We start from the raw sequence: 20,665 nt of genomic DNA, 5'->3' as shown, positions 1-20,665 counted from the left end.
ATAGCGTATGCAATATCAGTTATAGTTTCTCAAAAAAATGCTTTTTAAAAACAACATTACAACAAATTAGCACCGTTCTACTACACTTGTAGCTCAACCAGTTTTTCTTCCGGTAAAGCCAGTTCATCATTTTGGTTAATACGAACATCTGCATCAAGAATGTGGCGAGCGATATCCTGTGCTTCTTGCAGAGAGTGCATCTGATACGTACCACATTGATAAATGTTCAACTCAGGGATTTGCTTCTGATCCTGAACTTTCAGTACATCAGCCATAGCAGCTTTCCAAGCTTCCGCTACTCTAGGTTCAGCTGGTGCACCAATCAAGCTCATGTAAAAACCAGTACGACATCCCATTGGAGAGATGTCGATAATTTCAACACCATCACCATTCAGATGATTACGCATAAAACCAGCGAATAAATGTTCAAGTGTATGAATTCCCCTTTCCGGCATGACCTCTTTGTTAGGAATACAAAAGCGTAAGTCAAATACCGTGATAGTATCACCATGGGGTGTTTTCATCGTCTTGGCAACTCTAACGGCCGGCGCAGACATACGGGTATGGTCAACTGTAAAACTGTCCAATAAAGGCATGATCCTACCTCCTCAGGCATCAGATTTTTTGCAAAAATTTTTTCAAATTGATGAAACCTTTTTATTTGCGGTTGGTCTTAATATATGAAGACGCGCAAAATTGTTATCATCCTTATTTTTCTAAGAGACTTTATTTGGTTTCGGCCACCAAATGGTGGCCATTTTTCTTTTTTAAGACTCAGCATGTAATTTTAGATAATCTTCGAAACTCACGCTGTCTTGTCGTTCCAGATCATGTTGCCGTTCTACCGAAACTTCACGTTCCATAGAAAAACGCTCATCATTCAATATACTATACGGCTCATTAACCAGTTCCAGATAATACTTGTTTGCCAGTTCTATTCCAAAACCAACAATCCCTTGAGTTTTCATTCGATCTAATACACGGGCTGAAAATGTTAATGATGGATCCTCAAACATACCAACCAACTCTCTACAAACTGACTGATACTGCGTTCCAGAGCAGCTATCCAAAACTTCAGCGACACGCTCTAAATCTGCGAATAACTCTTGTCCAACTATCTTCAGCGGCTGCTGTTTCGCTCCACAGCCAATACCAATATCCAAGTTTGGTCTGCGTCCTTCCAGGATCACCTTATGCCAGTTTTTACGACAACAGTCCAACTCTTCATCGCTCATTTCAGGTGAATCCGCTACAGCACACCATATCAAAAATAGATCGAGAAAACGGAGCTGTGTTTCATCAACACCAATCGCTGTAAACGGGTTTATGTCCAGAGAACGAACTTCTATATATTCTACACCACCACGAAGTAAAGCATCAGAAGGTGATTCCCCTTCTCCAGTTACCCGTTTAGGACGTATCGGTGCATATAGTTCATTTTCTATTTGAAGGACATTGGTATTGAGCTGTAGGTATTTACCTTCTTTTTTAAGCCCCAGAGCTGCAAATTCTGCTGATGGCTTATGAATTGCTTTCTTCAAACCCGTAACATACGTATGAAGACTGTTGAAAGTAATATTCAGATCACTCTGTGATTTGTTGGTATACCCCAAATCACTCATCCTCAAAGAAGTCGCATAAGGTAAGTAACAAGTTCCTTTTTCGGTCTGTTCAAAGAATAGCGTAGTATCTCTTCCACGTAAAAATGAGGAGCAAATCGCCGGGGATGCACCAAACAAATAAGGGATTACCCAACCAAATCGGTAATAATTACGGATCAGTTTAAAATATCCGTCCGAAATTTGTTCTCTTCCACTTTCAGCATCTTTTACACCTAACCACGCCTGCCAGAAACTTATCGGCAATGAAAAATTATAGTGCACGCCAGAGATAGTTTGCATTAATGCACCATAACGATTTTTCAATCCCTCTCTATACAGGGTTTTAAAGCGCCCTATATTGGACTTGCCATATTGCGCCAGAGTGATGTCTTCTTCCTTATCAATGAAGCATGGCATACTCAGAGGCCAGGTTTTCTCATTTATCAGATTTTTCGCAGTATATCGATGTAAATCTTTAAGAAAATCAAGGGACCTTTTTATATCACTATCAACAGGAGTAATAAACTCCAATAAAGATTCAGCAAAATCGGTTGTAATCCATTTATGTGTTAAGGAAGCACCAAGTGGTTCTGGATGCTTTGTCATAGCTAAATGACCATCTGGAGTAACACGCAAAGTTTCACGTTCAATACCGCGACAAATACCATCTAAAACGGTAGGGTTTGCCTCTAACCATGACAATGCTTTTGATACATCCGGGATCAATTTGACCTCCCGTGGAGTTTTAAGAAGATTATTACTGAGCGTTTACTTTATATCAAACAAGTCAAGTTGTCGCTGATTACATAGTCCTGATGATATGTTATTGAACAAACTATAAACGTTGAATAGTAAAAAAAATATAATGTATAACAGAGTAAAAATGAAAAACCCCTGTCTTATTAAGACAGGGGTTTACTCAGAATGGCGCATCCGGGAGGATTCGAACCTCCGACCGCTCGGTTCGTAGCCGAGTACTCTATCCAGCTGAGCTACGGATGCGTTGTCAGTTTTCTATCTTCTGTTCAGGCGCTGCTGACTGCCTAACTTTTCAGAATTGAGATACCTGATAAATCGCGGTGTTTAAATTGGCGCATCCGGGAGGATTCGAACCTCCGACCGCTCGGTTCGTAGCCGAGTACTCTATCCAGCTGAGCTACGGATGCGTTGTCAGTTTTCTATCTTCTGTTCAGGCGCTGCTGACTGCCTGGCTTTTCAGAATTAAGATACCTGATAAATCAGGGTGATTAAAGTGGCGCATCCGGGAGGATTCGAACCTCCGACCGCTCGGTTCGTAGCCGAGTACTCTATCCAGCTGAGCTACGGATGCGTTGTCGGTTTTCTATGTTCTGTTCAGGCGCTGCTGACTGCCTAACTTTTCAGAATTGAGATACCTGATAAATCGCGGTGTTTAAAGTGGCGCATCCGGGAGGATTCGAACCTCCGACCGCTCGGTTCGTAGCCGAGTACTCTATCCAGCTGAGCTACGGATGCGTTGTCAGTTTTCTATCTTCTGTTCAGGCGCTGCTGACTGCCTGGCTTTTCAGAATTGAGATACCTGATAAATCAGGGTGATTAAAATGGCGCATCCGGGAGGATTCGAACCTCCGACCGCTCGGTTCGTAGCCGAGTACTCTATCCAGCTGAGCTACGGATGCGTTGTCAGTTTTCTATCTTCTGTTCAGGCGCTGCTGACTGCCTGGCTTTTCAGAATTGAGACACCTGATAAATCAGGGTGATTAAAGTGGCGCATCCGGGAGGATTCGAACCTCCGACCGCTCGGTTCGTAGCCGAGTACTCTATCCAGCTGAGCTACGGATGCGTTGTCGGTTTTCTATGTTCTGTTCAGGCGCTGCTGACTGCCTAACTTTTCAGAATTGAGATACCTGATAAATCGCGGTGTTTAAAGTGGCGCATCCGGGAGGATTCGAACCTCCGACCGCTCGGTTCGTAGCCGAGTACTCTATCCAGCTGAGCTACGGATGCGTTGTCGGTTTTCTATGTTCTGTTCAGGCGCTGCTGACTGCCTAACTTTTCAGAATTGAGATACCTGATAAATCGCGGTGTTTAAAGTGGCGCATCCGGGAGGATTCGAACCTCCGACCGCTCGGTTCGTAGCCGAGTACTCTATCCAGCTGAGCTACGGATGCGTTGTCGGTTTTCTATGTTCTGTTCAGGCGCTGCTGACTGCCTAACTTTTCAGAATTGAGATACCTGATAAATCGCGGTGTTTAAAGTGGCGCATCCGGGAGGATTCGAACCTCCGACCGCTCGGTTCGTAGCCGAGTACTCTATCCAGCTGAGCTACGGATGCGTTGTCGGTTTTCTATGTTCTGTTCAGGCGCTGCTGACTGCCTAACTTTTCAGAATTGAGATACCTGATAAATCGCGGTGTTTAAAGTGGCGCATCCGGGAGGATTCGAACCTCCGACCGCTCGGTTCGTAGCCGAGTACTCTATCCAGCTGAGCTACGGATGCGTTGTAAAATGGCGGTGAGGGAGGGATTCGAACCCTCGATGCAGCTCTTAACCACATACTCCCTTAGCAGGGGAGCGCCTTCAGCCTCTCGGCCACCTCACCATACGCTTTAAAACTCTTGACTTAAGCTCTAGACCTGAAGCTTTCACCTCAGAACTTTTTGAATCTTTACTTCTGAGACTTACTCAGAAGCTTTTCTTAAAGCTCGTCGTCGTTGCGATGGCGCACATATTACTTTCCCAGCCTGATAAGTCAAACAATTTTTCGTAACTTTTTTCCGTTTGAATACTTTGCGCACATAATGATGGGATTAACATCTAAAAGCTTGTTTTATCGACAGTGAAATCCCCTAAGATGCGTAAAAATTGATGGAAAAAATTATTTACTGCTATGGCATCATGAATGATGTCTTTTCAACAGATAGAAAATAAAAAGATGTGAGAAAATAGAATTAAGGTAACAAAAAAAGATAAACCGTGTGGTTCATAAAAAAGGAGGAATTAGAGTAGCGCCCAAGTTTAAAAAAAGCATGGACGCCATTCTTGAATTAAAAAGTTGTAGGCTGAGACTTCTCTGCCTGAATCCGTTGATAAATTTCTTCACGGTGAACAGAAACTTCCTTGGGTGCATTCACACCAATTCGAACTTGGTTGCCTTTAACCCCCAGTACTGTAACTGTTACCTCATCGCCTATCATGAGCGTTTCACCAACTCGACGAGTCAGAATAAGCATTCTTTGCTCCTTGAAAATTTAAAAGAGTCGGGTCTCTAGGTTTCCCCGCTATTATCCATCAAACACCGTGAAAACGTAAAGCTATGATATCTACTTAAAGTATAAGCAGTTTTGAACACATTTCCCATATCTATAGGATAGCTAAAATATAAGTATGTGCCTAACGTTTCAACAATTTCACAACAAAAAACATTTGGCACCATAAAAAGATAGTTTCATGGTGCCACTACTATCACGGCAATATTAACTACAACCGCAATGTTACCCACTCTTCTACGCTAGCTAATGCAGAAGGAAGAGCTGCTACATCTGTCCCACCAGCCTGAGCCAGATCAGGACGTCCTCCTCCTTTACCTCCAACTTGCTGGGCAACAAAAGAGATTAAATCACCCGCTTTCATTCTAGCAGTCAAATCCTTTGTTATACCAACAATTAGGGAGACTTTATCACCAGTCACAGTAGAAAGCACAATAATTGCTGATCCTAATTGATTTTTCAGATCATCAACCATCGTTCTGAGCATTTTGGGTTCAACATCACCCAACTGTGTCACCAATAGACGAATACCCTGGATATCTTTCGCTTGGTTAGCTAAAGAAGAGCTTTCTTGAGCTGCCTGCTGAGATTTCAACTGTTGCAACTCTTTTTCCAATTGTTTCGTTCTATCCAGCGTCGTTTTCACCTTCTCACTCAGACTGCTGATATCCCCCTTCACCAAATGAGCTATATCTTGCAATAATTCAGTCTGTTGATACACAGAATTCAGTGCAGTTTGCCCTGTAACTGCTTCGATACGGCGAACCCCAGCGGCTGTGCCTGATTCACTGATAATACGGAACAGCCCGATATCACCGGTACGACTTGCATGAGTTCCACCACACAACTCAGTAGAAAAATCTCCCATGCTCAATACACGCACTTGCTCATCATACTTTTCACCAAATAGTGCCATAGCACCCTTGGCTTTTGCTGCTTCCAAGTCCATTATTTCTGTAACAATTGGTAAATTTTTGCGAATTTCTCCATTTACCAGATTTTCTACTTGACGAATTTGTTCTGGCTTCATCGCTTCAAAATGGGAGAAGTCAAAACGCAGATACTTATCATTTACCAAAGAACCTTTCTGAGAAACATGCTCTCCCAGAATTTGACGCAATGCTGCATGTAATAAGTGAGTAGCAGAATGGTTCAAACGAATTGTATCTCTGCGCACTGCATCAACTTCAGCATCAACTGTACCATTAACGCTCAGGCTACCATTTGTCAATTTACCAATATGACCAATTGCCTGACCATATTTTTGGGTATCAACAACTTCAAATGTACTTTCACCACAGGAGAGCTTACCTGTATCCCCGACTTGTCCGCCAGATTCAGCATAGAAAGCTGTTTTATCAAGTATGATGATCGCTTCTTCACCAGCATGAAGTTGCTTAACTGGCTCGCCGTGGCAATAAATCGCGGTTACAGCCGCCTTCTGAGAGTGACGTTCATAACCAGAAAAATCGCTGTGGCTATCAACTTTGATCACTTCATTGTAATCAGTACCAAAACCACTGGATTCACGAGCACGACGACGCTGACTATCCATTGTAGTCTCAAAGCCCGCTTCATCAACCTTGATATTGCGTTCACGACAAACATCCGCTGTCAAGTCAAGAGGGAAGCCATAGGTGTCATATAAGCGGAAAGCAGTTTCACCATCTAAGGTATCACCAGACAGTTGCGCCAGCTCTTCATCCAGTAATTGCAGGCCACGTTCCAAAGTACGGGCAAATTGCTCTTCTTCTGTTTTTAATACCTGCTCAACCAATGACTGTTGACGTTGCAGCTCTTCACCTGCTGCCCCCATAATTTTGATCAATGGAGCAACCAACTTGTAAAAGAACGTCTCTTTAGCTCCCAACATATTGCCATGACGAATAGCACGACGAATGATACGACGAAGCACATAACCCCGGTTCTCATTTGATGGAATAACACCATCGCAAATCAGGAATGAGCATGAACGGATATGGTCAGCAATAACACGTAAGGATTTGTTGGTGAGATCGGTTACACCCGTCACTTCTGCTACAGCAGCGATCAGATCACGGAACGCATCAATTTCATAGTTGGAATTCACATGCTGCAGTACCGCAGCCAGACGCTCCAAGCCCATGCCAGTATCAACGGAAGGTTTTGGCAGAGATTCCATTGTACCGTCTGCATGACGGTTAAACTGCATAAAAACGATATTCCAGATTTCAATATATCTGTCACCGTCTTCTTCCGGACTACCTGGAGGCCCACCCCAAATATGTTCACCGTGATCGTAAAAAATTTCTGTGCAAGGACCACAAGGGCCTGTATCCCCCATTTGCCAGAAGTTATCTGACGCATAAGGAGCACCTTTATTATCACCAATGCGAATAATTCTTTCTGCTGGAACACCGACTTCTTTGTTCCAGATATCGTAGGCTTCATCGTCTGTCTCATAGACAGTCACCCACAATTTCTCTTTTGGCAGATTGAACCACTCGGCTCCTGTCAGCAATTCCCAAGCGTATATGATCGCATCTTGCTTGAAGTAATCGCCAAAACTGAAGTTACCCAACATTTCAAAGAAAGTGTGATGACGAGCAGTATAACCAACATTTTCTAAATCGTTGTGCTTGCCACCAGCACGAACACAGCGCTGAGCCGTTGTTGCTCGAGTATAAGGCCTTTTATCCAACCCAAGAAAAACATCTTTGAATTGGTTCATTCCCGCGTTGGTGAACAACAATGTTGGATCATTGGTTGGCACCAACGAACTGCTTGGTACTATTTGGTGCCCTTTAGTGTGAAAAAAGTCAAGAAACGCTTGACGGATCTCAGCGGTGCTTTTGCTCATAATTGTCCCGAAATCAAGCTGAAAAAACAGAATCATGGATGGTTGAGGTGGTATATCTCATCACCATTTCAACTCACGAACACATTAAAATAGGGTTAAGATAGAGTGTCTTCCATAAGAAGTAAAATCCCATATAAATCCATTCGCTTTTCAGCATTGTAATTCGTCTGGATATTTTCTGAAAGTCTGTTTGTCAGACCAGTTTCTATGCAATCGTTTCCAATCTTGTTTATTCCTACATAAAAACAAAAACCACACCCAAACTGGATGTGGTTTTTGACGGAAACAATTTGTGATCACAAAATGAAAAGTGATTAGAACTCTTCGTTATTCACTTCTTCAACGTTGTCTACATAATCAGTGACATAATCAGAAGCAGCACTACTGAACCCACCTGCATTATTCAACAGTAATTCGCGCAGTTTTTTATCCAGTTCAGATGCAACTTCTGGATGCTCTTTCAGGTAAATTGTAGCATTAGCTTTACCCTGACCAATTTTGTCGCCGTTATAGCTGTACCATGCACCCGCTTTTTCCACCATTTTGTGTTTAACACCCAGGTCGATAAGCTCACCATAAGTATTAATACCTTCACCATACAGGATTTGGAATTCAGCTTGTTTAAAAGGCGCAGCAACTTTGTTCTTGACTACCTTCACACGAGTTTCGCTACCGACAACCTCATCGCTGTTTTTTACAGAGCCAGTACGACGGATGTCCAGACGAACAGATGCATAAAATTTAAGTGCATTACCACCGGTTGTGGTTTCTGGATTACCAAACATCACACCAATTTTCATACGGATCTGGTTAATAAAGATCAGCAATGTATTGGAGTTTTTCAGGTTTCCTGCCAGCTTACGCATAGCCTGGCTCATCATACGAGCCGCCAGCCCCATATGTGAATCACCGATTTCACCTTCGATTTCTGCTTTTGGTGTCAACGCAGCAACAGAGTCAACCACAATAACATCAACGGCACCAGAACGTGACAAAGCATCACAAATCTCTAATGCTTGTTCACCAGTATCAGGCTGAGAACACAGTAAGTTATCAATATCCACACCCAATTTTTTGGCATAAACCGGATCAAGGGCATGCTCAGCATCAATAAAAGCACATGTTCTGCCTTCACGCTGAGCCGCAGCAATAACCTGAAGAGTTAGCGTTGTTTTACCGGAAGATTCAGGCCCGTATATTTCAACAATACGCCCCATTGGCAAACCGCCTGCACCTAAAGCAATATCCAGTGACAATGAGCCAGTAGAAATGGTCTCAACATCCATTGAGCGGTTTTCGCCCAGGCGCATGATAGAACCTTTACCAAATTGTTTTTCAATTTGGCCCAGTGCCGCTGCTAGTGCTTTTTGTTTGTTTTCATCGTTAGCCATGTTTACTCCTTCGTAAGCAATGAAGTGAAGGGGCTGCCCCACTGCTGATAAACTGTTTCTGATACCACGTTTATATAATCAAAGTGCTGGAACCAATTATACTGTATAATCATACAGCATCAAGTTAATTTTTTATGATTTCTTCCAGCAATGTTTTTAAAGAAAAAATAACTGACTGGAGTCGTACAGCGTGACGATCACCAGTAAAAAGCCGACGATATGACTTCGTATATATATTTTCACCATCACGGGCAGCAAACCCAAAATAGACTGTACCTATTGGTTTCTCTTCGCTGCCACCTTCTGGCCCTGCTATGCCACTGACTGAAATAGCAAAATCTGCTTTAGCGACTTCCAACGCCCCTGAAGCCATTTCTTTAACAACTTGCTCACTGACAGCGCCAAACTGAGCCAGAGACACATGCGATACTCCCAGCATTTCATGCTTGGCATCATTACTGTAAGTCACGAAACCACGATTAAAATAAGCTGAACTGCCAGCAATATCTGTGATCGTCTTAGCGATCCATCCCCCTGTGCAGGATTCTGCACAGGTTATGGATAACTGCTTCTGGCGTAATCTTTTCCCAAGTTCAATACTAAGCTGATTCAGGATTTTTTCACCCATAGTACGCCTTTAACTCTGTAAGAAATTAATTTTTCCGAAGCAGATCCCAAATCCACAACCCGCCGATTGCTAAAGAAAGTAAGATACCAAAACCAATACCTATAGCAATGACGGACATTCCTGACATGATGGAAATTAAGTACAGACCTAGCATAATCAGCATTGCGCTGTTTTCGCCAAGATTCTGTACCGCAACAGCTTTACCGGCTCCCATATCATGCTTCCCATGTTCCTGCAACAATGCATTCAATGGCACGACGAAGAGACCACCAAACACACCAAGCGTAATCAGGATTAAGTATGAATGCCATATTGATTGTTGAATGGCAAAAATGATAACAATAACACCGATCAGAATTCCGGCAGGCATACAGCGACGCACAGTTTTCAATGTAATAAACCTTGCAGCCAAACCCGCTCCCACAATAATACCAATCGCAACGACTGCATTCATCAAGGTTGGCGTTGTATTTCCGTCAATTCCCAGAACAATAGGCACCCATGCAACCAACAAAAAGCGAAGAGTAACACCAGCTCCCCAGAACAGGCTAGTTCCAACTAAAGAGAAACGGGTTTCCGGGTTTCGCCAAAGGGCGGAAGTAACAACAATAAAATCCACCAGCATTGCTTTGGGATCCCAACCTTTCCCCTGACGGGCTGCCGCCAAACGAGGAATATAGAAATTGGCTACCACAGCCGCACCATACATGAAAGCGCATAGCCCTAATACAAGAAACAGACTGAAATCAGAAAGAAAGCCACCTGCTACAGAACCAATCAGAATCGCTGCAATTGTTGACGCTTCCATCATGCCATTAGCTTTGACCAGACGCCCACCGTCAGTCAATTCACCCAAGATCCCATATTTGGCAGGGGAATAAGCTGCTGCTCCAATTCCCACAAGGGTATATCCCAGAAAAGGGTTCATATCAATGCAGATACTGACAGCACCCAGTAATTTGATGCCATTGGAAAAGAGCATAACCCGGCCTTTCGAAAACCGATCAGCAATTTGCCCCACAAAAGGGGCAAGCACAATATAAGTCAGCACGAAAACAATTTGTAGGGCTGGCAGGCTCCATCCCGGATAAGACTCAGCCTTCAATTGAGCTAATATAGCGAAGAATAGTGCATTATCAGCAAAAGCAGACAGAAACTGGGATAATAAAACTGCCTTCATTCCTCGGCTTAACAATGGTTGTGTCTCCACAGTCCCATTCATTTCCTTACTCCTGCTCTGCCATTTCTCTTAACGTGACAAAATCAGGTTTGCCACTACCAAGTAAAGGTAATTGCTGCACGTAGCGAATATCTCGTGGAACTGCCAGTTCAGGCATTCCAATTTCGCGTGCAACAACTAACATCGCATTTCTGTTCAGAACCGTATCTGTCGTGAACAACACCAGAGCTTCACCTTTACTATGATCGTTTCTGGCCGTTGCTGCATGCAGAGCATCCGGTGAGATCCTTGAAGCAATTTGCTCTACAGCTTCAAGAGAAATCATTTCACCTGCCAATTTGGCAAAACGCTTCACGCGCCCTTTAATCGTACAAAAACCCTCTTCGTCAATAGAGACAATATCGCCTGTATCATACCAACCAAGCTCTAGATTCCCTTCAATATTTTCTGCTGCGGGTGGATCAATACAATCTGGAGCCTCAACCCGCAGATAACCTTTCATGATATTCGGGCCACGTAATTGCAGACGTCCGCCCTCTTCAATGCCCGTTACAGGCAGTAAGCGCGCTTCCATACCCGGCAAAATCCGTCCAACTGTACCTACTTTGGCAACCATCGGGACATTAATTGCCACAACGGGAGCGCATTCTGTCACGCCGTAACCTTCCAGAATACGGATACCAAATTTATCCTGCCAAATACGTTTGGTGTTTTCTGACAGTTTTTCTGCACCTGCAACGACATAGCGCAAGCGGGAAAAATCATAAGGGTGGGCAAAACGGGCATAGTGACCCAGAAAAGTTGAGGTTCCGAACAGAACAGTACAGTTTTGATCATAGACTACTTCAGGGATAACACGATAATGCAGGGGATTTGGGTAAAGGAATACACGACTTCCCGTCATCAAAGGGGTAAATAACCCGACTGTCAGCCCAAAGGCATGAAACAGGGGCAAAGATGACATAAAACGATCCTGTGGAGTAAAGTCTGCAATCGTTTTAATTTGTTCAACATTAGCCAATAAACTGGCATGACTATGCACAACCCCTTTTGGTACACCTTCAGAACCTGAAGTAAACAGGATCAGCGCATCATCTTCTGGTTTCTGTGAAGGCAGAATAGCTTTGGTCGGGAAAATTAAATGCCAGAGTATCCAAAACTTATCATCCCGTGTGATGGTATCTTTCAGATCTTCAAGATAGACCCAATTCACTTCTGTTACCTGCTCAGGCAAATTGGTTAACTGCCCTTTTTCCAGAAATTGACGAGAAGTCACAATGGTTTTGATTGTCGCCGCCTGTATGGCATTTTTAACACCACTGCTTCCCGCCGTATAATTCAACAAGGCCGGAACCCGTCCTCTCAGTGATGCACCGTATATAGCAGTCGCCATAACAGTAGCATTAGGCAGTAAAAATCCTACTCTTTCACCTTCCTGAGTAAAACGTTCTAAGATCCGACTGACTGCCAATATTTTTTTCAATAGTGTGTGATAACTATCTTCTTTCAGTGCGATATCTTCAATACAGGGTTTAAAACGACCAAAACGCTTTTGAGCTGTCAGGTAAGCACTGAATAACGTCTCTTTCGGACGTGTCTGCATTCTCACATCCATCATAACAGCATGCAGTTTTTCTCCCGCCAAACGGCGACGCATTGACGAATCAGGTGCTTCAGGCATCGGAAAATCTATGGCAGGTAAAATCTTGATGGTAATTTTGGGGAACCAATGAAGTTTCATAACACCTTTCAAACGCCCGAAGATACTTTGTTCTGCACCATCAATACGGATAGGCACGACTTTGGCATCTGACTTGGCTGCAATGAACGCTGCACCATCATAAACTTTCATCAGAGAGCCCGTTACCGTGATCCGGCCTTCAGGGAAAATTACGATAGGCCGCCCATTATCGATCTCTTTGACCAGCGTTCTGATTGCCATCGGGTTCGTTGGATCCAAGGGCACAACATCCGCATAGGGTTTAATAAATTTGAGAAAGCTCCGTGTCGCAATATTAGAATAAATGGCAAATACGGGTTTCACTGGCAGGAAAAGCCCAACCAAAAGACCATCCAAAAAGGAAATATGATTGGGAGTAATAATACATTTGGGGTGTTTGAGATGCTTGTCATCACCTTCTACTGTAACTCTAAAAAGCGCGCGCACAAGTAATCGTAGAAACTTTAAGAGCATATCCATATCTCAATCCATATCTCAATATAATTAAATAAAATTAAAGTGAGTAATAAGCAGAGTGATACTATAAGAGGTATAAATGATCTGAGATATAGAATTTATTACTCATATAAAAAATAAACGTAAAAATAAAAAAATATATCAAATTATCTGTTTGTATTGCCTCAAAATGTAACTTTTTATATCAAGAGCGATATTTTCTATTGATAGGGTAGCATCGACAATAAAATGGGCACATTCGCGATATATTGGTTCTCTTTCTGCCAACACTCCGACTATTTCTTCCGTTATGGACTTTCCGGTCAGACTAGGGCGCTGTGAATTTTCTGGATTATGAGACAATCGCTCTATCAGAACTTCCGCTGGGGCTTGCAGATAAATCACAATGCCATTTTGCCGCATATACTGCCGATTCTCGGCTGCTAATACTATTCCACCCCCTGTAGAAATGACCCGGTTTTTCTGGCTGACAGCTTTTAATGTTTGGCTTTCCAACTTCCTGAAATAGTCCCAACCACGTTGCTCAACGAGTTCAGCAATAGTCATCCCACATGAAATCTGAATATTTTCATCGGTGTCAACAAATTTATACGCTAACACTTCAGCCAACAAATTACCTATTGTCGTCTTCCCTGCACCACGTGCACCTACGATAAATAGAGTTTGCTTCATTGTGTTGTTTTTCCTGAAGGTCTGAACCATTAAAGTTGAATACAAAGTATAGTAACCAAATGTTTACACTTATGTAAAAAATATATTTTTACCACACTATTTTTACCACACTAAAAGCCACACTTATTGGTAAGTGTGACTTGTTCTGATTTAAAAATTACTAAAACAGAATATTTCCATTAACGACGGGTAAGGTAATCTCCGTAACCGATCCATTTATAAGTCGTCAATGCATCCAGTCCCATTGGACCTCTGGAGTGTAGTTTCTGGGTACTGACAGCAACCTCTGCCCCTAAACCAAACTGACCGCCATCAGTAAAACGTATACTGGCATTTACATATACAGCCGAAGAGTCCACATGACGAATAAAATAGTCTGCATGCTGTAAAGACTCTGTCAAAATAGCATCCGAATGGGCTGTACCATAAATACGGATATGTTCAATAGCTCTATCAATATCGCTGACAATTTCCACATTCATATCCAATGATAGCCATTCATCGCAATAGTCTTCTTCTGCCACTTCAACAACTTTTGCCGGGCCATCTTTCAGTAATGCCATAGCTGACGTCCCTGCATGCAGTGTTACTCCCTGCTCTTTCATTCTGACACTTAATGCCGGCAGAAAGTCAGCGGCTATCCTCTCATGCACCAAGAGAGTTTCCAAAGCATTACAGGCACTTGGGCGTTGAACTTTTGCATTGGTGATAACTTTCAATGCTTTTTCGAAATTCACATGTTCATCGACAAACGTGTGACAAACACCAATTCCTCCAGTGATAACCGGAATAGTGGACTGTTCTCGGCAAAGTTTGTGCAACCTAGCACCACCTCGTGGGATCAGCATGTCAATATAGCGATCCATTTTCAATAATTCGGCAACCAGTTCACGATCAGGTTTATTAATCGCCTGAACCGCCGCCGCAGGCAAACCACTTTGTTCTAATGCCTGTTGGATCACTTTAACCATTGCCTGATTGGTATGATGGGTTTCCTTACCACCACGTAGTATCACTGCATTCCCTGTTTTCAGGCATAATGATGCGACATCAATAGTGACATTGGGACGAGCTTCATAAATTACGCCAATTACGCCAAGAGGAACACGGCGGCGGCTCAGTTGCAACCCATTATCCAGCAGCTGTCCATCCATGACCTGCCCTACAGGATCAGCCAAGCGACAAACCTGACGCACATCATTAGCAATCGCTGTCAACCGTTCAGGAGTCAGCAATAACCGATCAAGCAATGCCTCATTCATACCCTGTTGACGGGCTTGTTCCATATCCTGCTGATTAGCAACAAGGATCTCTTCTGTTTCCTGCTCAAGTAAATCAGCAATATGACTCAACGCCTGATTTTTCTGACTGGTACTCAATTGAGCCAGTTGCCATGATGCTGCTTTGGCTGCTTTTCCCATCTGCTCTAGCATGGTGGAATCCTTAACTTACGATCATATCATCACGGTGCACAGCAACTGCACCATATTCATAACCCAATATCTGGCAGATTTTCTGTGAATGGTGACCTGCAATCAGGCGTAAAGCATCACTGTTGTAACGGCATACACCATGGGCTAACTTCTTGCCGGATAAGCTACAGATGCGGACAACTTCACCACGGGAAAAGTCACCTGCAACACTTCTGATCCCTTTCGGCAGTAAAGAGCTGCCTTTCTCAAGAATGGCGGATTCTGCGCCATCATCAACAATGATTTCTCCCGCAGAAGGTGCACCGAAGATCCAGCGCTTACGATTTTCCACCGGACTGGTCAAGCCATGGAAATGTGTACCAACCGATTTGTCCTCAATCACATCAGCAACGACATTAGCTCTATTACCCGCAGCAATAATCACATCAATTCCGGCACGCCCTGCAACACCTGCGGCCTGAAGTTTTGTTGCCATACCACCGGTTCCAAGACCTGAAACGCTGTCTCCGGCCATCATTTTGAGTTCATCACTGATATCATGCACTTCACGAATAAGTTCCGCATCAGGATTATGACGGGGATCGGCAGTATATAGCCCTTCGATGTCTGTCAGAAGTAACAATTTATCCGCACTACCCAGAATTGCCGCCAAAGCAGAAAGGTTATCATTATCACCCACTTTTATCTCTGCTGTTGCAACTGCATCATTTTCATTAATAATAGGGATAATCTGGTTATCAAGTAGTGCATGAAGTGTATCCCTTGCATTCAGGAAACGTTCACGATCTTCCAGATCTGCTCGGGTTAACAACATTTGGCCGACATGAATACCATAAATGGAGAAAAGCTGCTCCCATAATTGGATCAACCGGCTTTGCCCTACAGCAGCAAGCAACTGTTTTGAAGCAATTGTCGCCGGCAGTTCCGGATAACCAAGATGTTCCCGACCCGCTGCAATTGCACCGGAAGTCACAATAATAATACGGTGACCTTTCTCATGTTGCTGCGCGCATTGCCGAACCAACTCCACCATATGAGCACGATTTAAACGACGAGAACCACCAGTCAGTACACTCGTCCCCAGTTTCACAACTAATGTTTGACTGTCATTCATCATATTCCTGCCATTACCATTCATTTAAAAAATAAATAAGACACAATAAATTTAAAAAAAACAGAGCCCAGTTTTAGCAGGAGAGAAGCGTCATGCCAACTGGCATAACGCAAAATCCAAATAAAAGTTGATTTATACCCTTAATTCATTAAGTTGCCTTCTTATTGATTCCATTCATTTATTATCCTGATACAACTTAAAATTTATCGGATATAAAACAAATTTACGCCAAAATTTAAATCTGGGGAGTGACAGTGTTGTCGGACGGGATCAGCGTCAGTTTGAAGGTATCAAGAGAAACGGACAGCCGTTTGTGAAATGCCTGTAATGTTGATTCAAGATGCTTAAGATCAGCTTCTTTTTTGATACTCATTGGTTGCCACTCACCGTGTTTATCAAACAGACCTACCTGATAGTTATAAACAAACCCTTTTTCCTGTAATTCCAATTCTAACCACCATCCCCAGAACTCCCGTTTTTCTGGTGCTGCTTTTGCACTCACGCAGACAGCCAGACAATCAAAAAAGAAGTAATCATTTTGGCATTTTAGTTCACGTAAGTAGGGTCCTAATGCAGAAAAACTCTTTAACAACTTATTTCTGGAATAACTTGCGGGTACAGTCATACAAAGGTCTCCTTTATAAACAGAAGCACATTTGTATCAAATGATTAAAAAATTTCAACTATTAAATTTAAGTTTAGTCAACTTTATCTTTCAACCATACACTTGATTCGTGTAATGCCCTACTGAAACCGCTGTAGACAGGCCTTGACGGAATTGCCAATAAGGAACCATCCATTGATGATCTAGCAATAAGTTTTGAGTCTTCTCCTGGACTGAAAATATCATCTTTCCAATATACCGAAAACATTGGCACAGAACAGCGACGCCCCAGTAGCCCTTGATTTTTCAAGGAATAACAGCTCAGTTCTGAACGCAGAGCAGCCTCATCAACATGGTAAACACCCAGACGACTGGCAAGTACATCTTTGTACATTGACGGAATTTTCTGCTGTAACTTTTCATCATGCAGTAGTTCATGAACAACCGGGCTGACCACAGCCACTCCCTTAATAAGATGAGGTTCCAGATATGCAAGACGAACAGCAATATTGGCGCCAAAACGAAAACCAAAAATTCCCACTCTTGTATGGTCAATCCACGGAACAGTCTTTAATTGTTGCAGTACTTGTTGATGAAGAGCGCAAGTATCCTGTGTCAATGTAAACTTGGCTGAATAACCTACAGAAGGCATATCCACCGTCAGCATTGCAAAACCTAGCGGTGAGAAATGTTCCCGGAACAATCGCCAACAATCACTTTGCAGACTATCAAGACTGGCACAAACGAGTATTGTCGGGCACGGCCCCTGAATACCAGAAGGAATATGCAATAAACCAGTAACGGTTTTACCTTCTTCTAACTGAAATTTCAGTTTTTTCAGCTGATAATCAGAGAAATGTGCTGCATTTTCATAAGCTTTATTTGCCAGGGCAACTGCCTGATCTGCCAATTCGTCACCACGCAGATGGGGATACGCAGCAATGCTGTATAACATTGAAGCTTTTAACCAACACTCACTGGCTTCAGATCCCTGTCCAGCATGCTGTGCTTTCTGCTGCCAGCACATAGCCTGTTGTGACCATTCGAATGCCCAGTTCCCTTTACGATAGCCAACCACTGTGTCCAATAAATGGTCATGACTACGTTCAGCATTTGTCACCGCAATCCTGCTGAGAACATCTTGAATTTCCAGCGGATTGATCCCTCTCCAGATCCAAGCGAGCCAGTTAATCATGCGATACCAGCATTCCCGGCGCTCTCCACTAAGCATTTTATTACTGGTATTAGTCGCTTGTGGACAACCGTATTTTACCAGTGTGGAAGTTTCCGGATGTTTAACCTGAGGTTTAAACAGCGATTCTGAAAGGTTCTGTTTAGTCATGGCAAAAGAAATTTATTACTGCTTATCACAAAAGTACCCAATAGATTTCGAGTTGCATTGCAGTAGCAAGAGAAAAATCCCCAGACGCATAGGTAGGTAGCTATATGACTGGGGGAAGCTATGAAGAATAGCGCAACCAATTAAAGGGCAACTTGAAAGACGAGGGATATAGTATAATTATTACTCACAAATAGGTGGGATAAACATCACGCCCATATCCCATGGCTGTTCAATCCATGTGTTTTGGGGAATATCAACCAAATAATCATCCACTAACGGGCGGCCAGCAGGTTTAGCAAAAATCGTCACAAAGTGCGCTTTCGGATACATCTCACGGATTGCCTGAGCAGTGCCCCCGGTATCAACCAAATCATCAACGATGATAAAACCTTCTCCATCCCCTTCGGCTTTTTTCAATACCTTCAACTCACGCTGATTATCATGATCATAGCTGGAAATACAAACTGTATCCACATGGCGGATCCCCAGTTCACGCGCCAATAATGCTCCAGGTACAAGCCCGCCGCGACTTACAGCAATAATGCCTTTCCATTGCTCTACGGGAAGTAAACGTTGTGCCAGCTTACGGGCATGTATTTGCAACATATCCCACGTTACGACATATTTTTCGCTCATAAAATTTGATCCTGGAAACTAAGAAAATCTCAGAAAAGAGTTTGTTGCGGAATAAAGGTTGCGCGAGATTATAGTGACTTAGGCGAGCAAAAACCAGCAAAAACAAGGAACATCCTGATCCTGATTGCGCAATATTCACAAGAAAATGGTATTCTCGGGCAAGAGCATAGACACTGGGCAGCTCAAGATGATAAAAGCCCCCGATATGTCAAACATTATATACTTCCCATTTCATCAAGATGCAGTTACAGGAGATCTGACGTGTCCGAATTATCAACACTATCCCCTCAGCCATTATGGGATATTTTTGCTAAAATTTGCTCCATTCCACACCCATCCTATCATGAAGAAGAACTGGCCTCTCATATCGTTGAATGGGCCAAAAACAGAAATTTCCATGTTGAGCGCGATGAAGTCGGTAATATCCTGATCAGAAAACCGGCCACAAAAGGTATGGAAAACCGCAAGGCGGTTGTACTTCAAGCTCATCTTGATATGGTTCCTCAAAAAAATAATGATACACAACACGATTTTACGAAAGATCCCATCCGTCCTTACATTGATGGTGACTGGATAACGGCTGAAGGTACAACATTAGGGGCAGATAATGGTATTGGTATGGCTTCCGCCTTGGCAGTGCTGGCAGATGAATCTGTTAAACACGGCCCGCTGGAAGTTTTACTGACCATGACTGAAGAAGCAGGCATGGATGGTGCATTCGGTCTTCAACCCGGCTGGTTGCAAGCTGATATTCTGATAAATACTGATTCAGAAGAAGAAGGCGAAATCTATATGGGTTGTGCGGGTGGTATTGATTTTGTCTCAACGATAACACTCTCCCGCGAGTCTCTGCCAGCAAACTATCAAACTCTGCAACTAACGCTGAAAGGTTTAAAAGGCGGTCATTCCGGTGGTGATATCCACTTAGGATTAGGTAACGCTAACAAATTACTGGCTCGTTTCCTCGCCACATATACAGAAGAACTTGACCTGAAACTGATTCATTTTCAGGGAGGAACACTGCGCAACGCAATTCCTCGTGAAGGCTCTACTATCATTGCCGTGCCAATAGAACAGCGCCAAAAGCTACATCAGTTAAAAGATGATTTTCTGGAAACATTGAAAAATGAATATGCGGTTGCTGAAGCGAATTTGACTCTCATATTGGACGAAATTGAAACTTCATCACCAGCATTGACAGCAGACTGCCAGTCTCGTTTTATCTCTATGTTAAACACCATGCCTAACGGTGTTATCCGTATGAGCGATGTCGCTAAAGGTGTCGTAGAAACATCCCTGAACGTAGGTGTCGTTAATATGGAAGCAGACAGAGTGGAAATTATCTGTCTGATCCGTTCATTAATTGAAAGTGGTAAAGCTTATGTTGTCGGGATGCTGAATTCTCTGGCAAAACTGTCCGGTGCAGAAACAACAGCAAGTGGTGGTTATCCTGGCTGGCAACCGGATGCCAATTCTCCGGTTATGCATTTAGTCCGCGAAACTTATCACCAACTGTTCGACAACACTCCGAATATTATGGTGATCCACGCCGGTCTGGAATGTGGGTTGTTTAAAAAACCGTATCCAGATATGGATATGGTCTCTATTGGCCCAACCATTCGTGGCGCGCATTCACCTGATGAAAGGGTTCACATCAAGAGTGTTGGTCAGTATTGGCAATTGCTGACTGCCATTCTGAAATCAATCCCGGTAAAAGAGTAATGCCGGCATTCCCCTGCTCATAAGCAGGGGAATATTCTTTCTTACACGCTTTCCCCCAT

Annotated in this window: 15 protein-coding genes and 11 tRNA genes; 1 reads left to right on the top strand and 25 read right to left on the bottom strand. The window is 43.2% G+C overall.

Going from position 1 to position 20,665, the window contains the following annotated elements; all coding sequences use genetic code 11:
• Positions 1-80: 80 nt before the first annotated feature.
• From luxS to gpt, 25 genes are all read right to left on the bottom strand, one after another.
• Positions 81-596 carry an S-ribosylhomocysteine lyase gene (luxS, locus tag BDD26_RS06010; RefSeq protein WP_038262412.1) on the bottom strand — a complete coding sequence of 172 codons (516 nt, stop codon included), beginning with the start codon at positions 594-596 and terminating at the stop codon, positions 81-83.
• 171 nt (positions 597-767) lie between these two features.
• Positions 768-2,327 (bottom strand): glutamate--cysteine ligase, encoded by a 1,560-nt coding sequence (gene gshA / locus BDD26_RS06005; RefSeq protein ID WP_115825835.1) that lies wholly within the window; start codon positions 2,325-2,327, stop codon positions 768-770.
• A gap of 199 nt (positions 2,328-2,526) precedes the next feature.
• Positions 2,527-2,603: transfer RNA gene (locus tag BDD26_RS06000), tRNA-Arg, on the bottom strand.
• A gap of 87 nt (positions 2,604-2,690) precedes the next feature.
• A tRNA-Arg gene (locus tag BDD26_RS05995) sits at positions 2,691-2,767 on the bottom strand.
• Between the two features lie 87 nt (positions 2,768-2,854).
• Positions 2,855-2,931, bottom strand: a tRNA-Arg gene (locus tag BDD26_RS05990).
• An 87-nt stretch (positions 2,932-3,018) separates the two neighbouring features.
• Positions 3,019-3,095: transfer RNA gene (locus BDD26_RS05985), tRNA-Arg, on the bottom strand.
• Positions 3,096-3,182: 87 nt separating this feature from the next.
• Positions 3,183-3,259 (bottom strand) — tRNA-Arg (locus tag BDD26_RS05980).
• 87 nt (positions 3,260-3,346) lie between these two features.
• Positions 3,347-3,423, bottom strand: a tRNA-Arg gene (locus BDD26_RS05975).
• 87 nt (positions 3,424-3,510) lie between these two features.
• A tRNA-Arg gene (locus tag BDD26_RS05970) sits at positions 3,511-3,587 on the bottom strand.
• Between the two features lie 87 nt (positions 3,588-3,674).
• Positions 3,675-3,751: transfer RNA gene (locus BDD26_RS05965), tRNA-Arg, on the bottom strand.
• An 87-nt stretch (positions 3,752-3,838) separates the two neighbouring features.
• Positions 3,839-3,915, bottom strand: a tRNA-Arg gene (locus BDD26_RS05960).
• Between the two features lie 87 nt (positions 3,916-4,002).
• Positions 4,003-4,079: transfer RNA gene (locus BDD26_RS05955), tRNA-Arg, on the bottom strand.
• A 9-nt stretch (positions 4,080-4,088) separates the two neighbouring features.
• Positions 4,089-4,181, bottom strand: a tRNA-Ser gene (locus BDD26_RS05950).
• Between the two features lie 445 nt (positions 4,182-4,626).
• Positions 4,627-4,812, bottom strand: a complete 186-nt coding sequence (gene csrA, locus BDD26_RS05945) for a carbon storage regulator CsrA (RefSeq protein ID WP_010845367.1) — start codon at positions 4,810-4,812, stop codon at positions 4,627-4,629.
• A gap of 247 nt (positions 4,813-5,059) precedes the next feature.
• Positions 5,060-7,687, bottom strand: a complete 2,628-nt coding sequence (gene alaS / locus BDD26_RS05940) for an alanine--tRNA ligase (RefSeq protein ID WP_115827502.1) — start codon at positions 7,685-7,687, stop codon at positions 5,060-5,062.
• A gap of 314 nt (positions 7,688-8,001) precedes the next feature.
• The gene (gene recA / locus BDD26_RS05935; protein ID WP_115825834.1) at positions 8,002-9,078 is read right to left on the bottom strand and encodes a recombinase RecA; all 1,077 of its coding nucleotides are present in this window, start codon (positions 9,076-9,078) and stop codon (positions 8,002-8,004) included.
• Positions 9,079-9,202: 124 nt separating this feature from the next.
• Positions 9,203-9,706, bottom strand: coding sequence for a nicotinamide-nucleotide amidase (gene pncC, locus BDD26_RS05930; protein WP_038263205.1), 504 nt, complete (start codon positions 9,704-9,706; stop codon positions 9,203-9,205).
• A gap of 25 nt (positions 9,707-9,731) precedes the next feature.
• A complete protein-coding gene (gene lplT / locus BDD26_RS05925; RefSeq protein WP_115825833.1) occupies positions 9,732-10,928 on the bottom strand; it encodes a lysophospholipid transporter LplT in 1,197 nt (398 codons plus the stop codon).
• Between the two features lie 4 nt (positions 10,929-10,932).
• The gene (gene aas, locus BDD26_RS05920; RefSeq protein ID WP_038263353.1) at positions 10,933-13,080 is read right to left on the bottom strand and encodes a bifunctional acyl-ACP--phospholipid O-acyltransferase/long-chain-fatty-acid--ACP ligase; all 2,148 of its coding nucleotides are present in this window, start codon (positions 13,078-13,080) and stop codon (positions 10,933-10,935) included.
• A gap of 144 nt (positions 13,081-13,224) precedes the next feature.
• Positions 13,225-13,755 carry a shikimate kinase AroL gene (gene aroL / locus BDD26_RS05915; protein WP_038263211.1) on the bottom strand — a complete coding sequence of 177 codons (531 nt, stop codon included), beginning with the start codon at positions 13,753-13,755 and terminating at the stop codon, positions 13,225-13,227.
• Positions 13,756-13,934: 179 nt separating this feature from the next.
• The gene (gene proA, locus BDD26_RS05910; RefSeq protein ID WP_115825832.1) at positions 13,935-15,188 is read right to left on the bottom strand and encodes a glutamate-5-semialdehyde dehydrogenase; all 1,254 of its coding nucleotides are present in this window, start codon (positions 15,186-15,188) and stop codon (positions 13,935-13,937) included.
• Between the two features lie 10 nt (positions 15,189-15,198).
• Positions 15,199-16,302, bottom strand: a complete 1,104-nt coding sequence (gene proB, locus BDD26_RS05905; RefSeq protein WP_115825831.1) for a glutamate 5-kinase — start codon at positions 16,300-16,302, stop codon at positions 15,199-15,201.
• Positions 16,303-16,537: 235 nt separating this feature from the next.
• A complete protein-coding gene (gene crl, locus BDD26_RS05900) occupies positions 16,538-16,927 on the bottom strand; it encodes a sigma factor-binding protein Crl (protein WP_038263221.1) in 390 nt (129 codons plus the stop codon).
• 73 nt (positions 16,928-17,000) lie between these two features.
• Positions 17,001-18,248, bottom strand: coding sequence for an esterase FrsA (gene frsA / locus BDD26_RS05895; protein ID WP_115825830.1), 1,248 nt, complete (start codon positions 18,246-18,248; stop codon positions 17,001-17,003).
• 180 nt (positions 18,249-18,428) lie between these two features.
• Positions 18,429-18,884, bottom strand: a complete 456-nt coding sequence (gene gpt / locus BDD26_RS05890) for a xanthine phosphoribosyltransferase (protein ID WP_038263228.1) — start codon at positions 18,882-18,884, stop codon at positions 18,429-18,431.
• Between the two features lie 261 nt (positions 18,885-19,145).
• Here gpt and pepD point away from each other — a divergent pair, with 261 nt between their 5' ends.
• Positions 19,146-20,606, top strand: coding sequence for a beta-Ala-His dipeptidase (gene pepD / locus BDD26_RS05885; RefSeq protein ID WP_115825829.1), 1,461 nt, complete (start codon positions 19,146-19,148; stop codon positions 20,604-20,606).
• Positions 20,607-20,665: the final 59 nt, after the last annotated feature.

The organism is Xenorhabdus cabanillasii (genome assembly GCF_003386665.1).
Taxonomy (GTDB): Bacteria; Pseudomonadota; Gammaproteobacteria; order Enterobacterales; family Enterobacteriaceae; genus Xenorhabdus; species Xenorhabdus cabanillasii.
The sequence above is the reverse complement of the archived record's forward strand: the minus strand, read 5'-3'. Positions and strand labels throughout refer to the sequence as shown.

What these genes read in the sequence shown, in the direction of transcription:
- luxS (WP_038262412.1), bottom strand. Translation starts at nt 596, where the DNA reads ATGCCTTTATTGGACAGTTTTACAGTTGACCATACCCGTATGTCTGCG.
- csrA (WP_010845367.1), bottom strand. Translation starts at nt 4,812, where the DNA reads ATGCTTATTCTGACTCGTCGAGTTGGTGAAACGCTCATGATAGGCGAT.
- alaS (WP_115827502.1), bottom strand. Translation starts at nt 7,687, where the DNA reads ATGAGCAAAAGCACCGCTGAGATCCGTCAAGCGTTTCTTGACTTTTTT.
- recA (WP_115825834.1), bottom strand. Translation starts at nt 9,078, where the DNA reads ATGGCTAACGATGAAAACAAACAAAAAGCACTAGCAGCGGCACTGGGC.
- pncC (WP_038263205.1), bottom strand. Translation starts at nt 9,706, where the DNA reads ATGGGTGAAAAAATCCTGAATCAGCTTAGTATTGAACTTGGGAAAAGA.
- lplT (WP_115825833.1), bottom strand. Translation starts at nt 10,928, where the DNA reads ATGAATGGGACTGTGGAGACACAACCATTGTTAAGCCGAGGAATGAAG.
- aas (WP_038263353.1), bottom strand. Translation starts at nt 13,080, where the DNA reads ATGCTCTTAAAGTTTCTACGATTACTTGTGCGCGCGCTTTTTAGAGTT.
- aroL (WP_038263211.1), bottom strand. Translation starts at nt 13,755, where the DNA reads ATGAAGCAAACTCTATTTATCGTAGGTGCACGTGGTGCAGGGAAGACG.
- proA (WP_115825832.1), bottom strand. Translation starts at nt 15,188, where the DNA reads ATGCTAGAGCAGATGGGAAAAGCAGCCAAAGCAGCATCATGGCAACTG.
- proB (WP_115825831.1), bottom strand. Translation starts at nt 16,302, where the DNA reads ATGAATGACAGTCAAACATTAGTTGTGAAACTGGGGACGAGTGTACTG.
- crl (WP_038263221.1), bottom strand. Translation starts at nt 16,927, where the DNA reads ATGACTGTACCCGCAAGTTATTCCAGAAATAAGTTGTTAAAGAGTTTT.
- frsA (WP_115825830.1), bottom strand. Translation starts at nt 18,248, where the DNA reads ATGACTAAACAGAACCTTTCAGAATCGCTGTTTAAACCTCAGGTTAAA.
- gpt (WP_038263228.1), bottom strand. Translation starts at nt 18,884, where the DNA reads ATGAGCGAAAAATATGTCGTAACGTGGGATATGTTGCAAATACATGCC.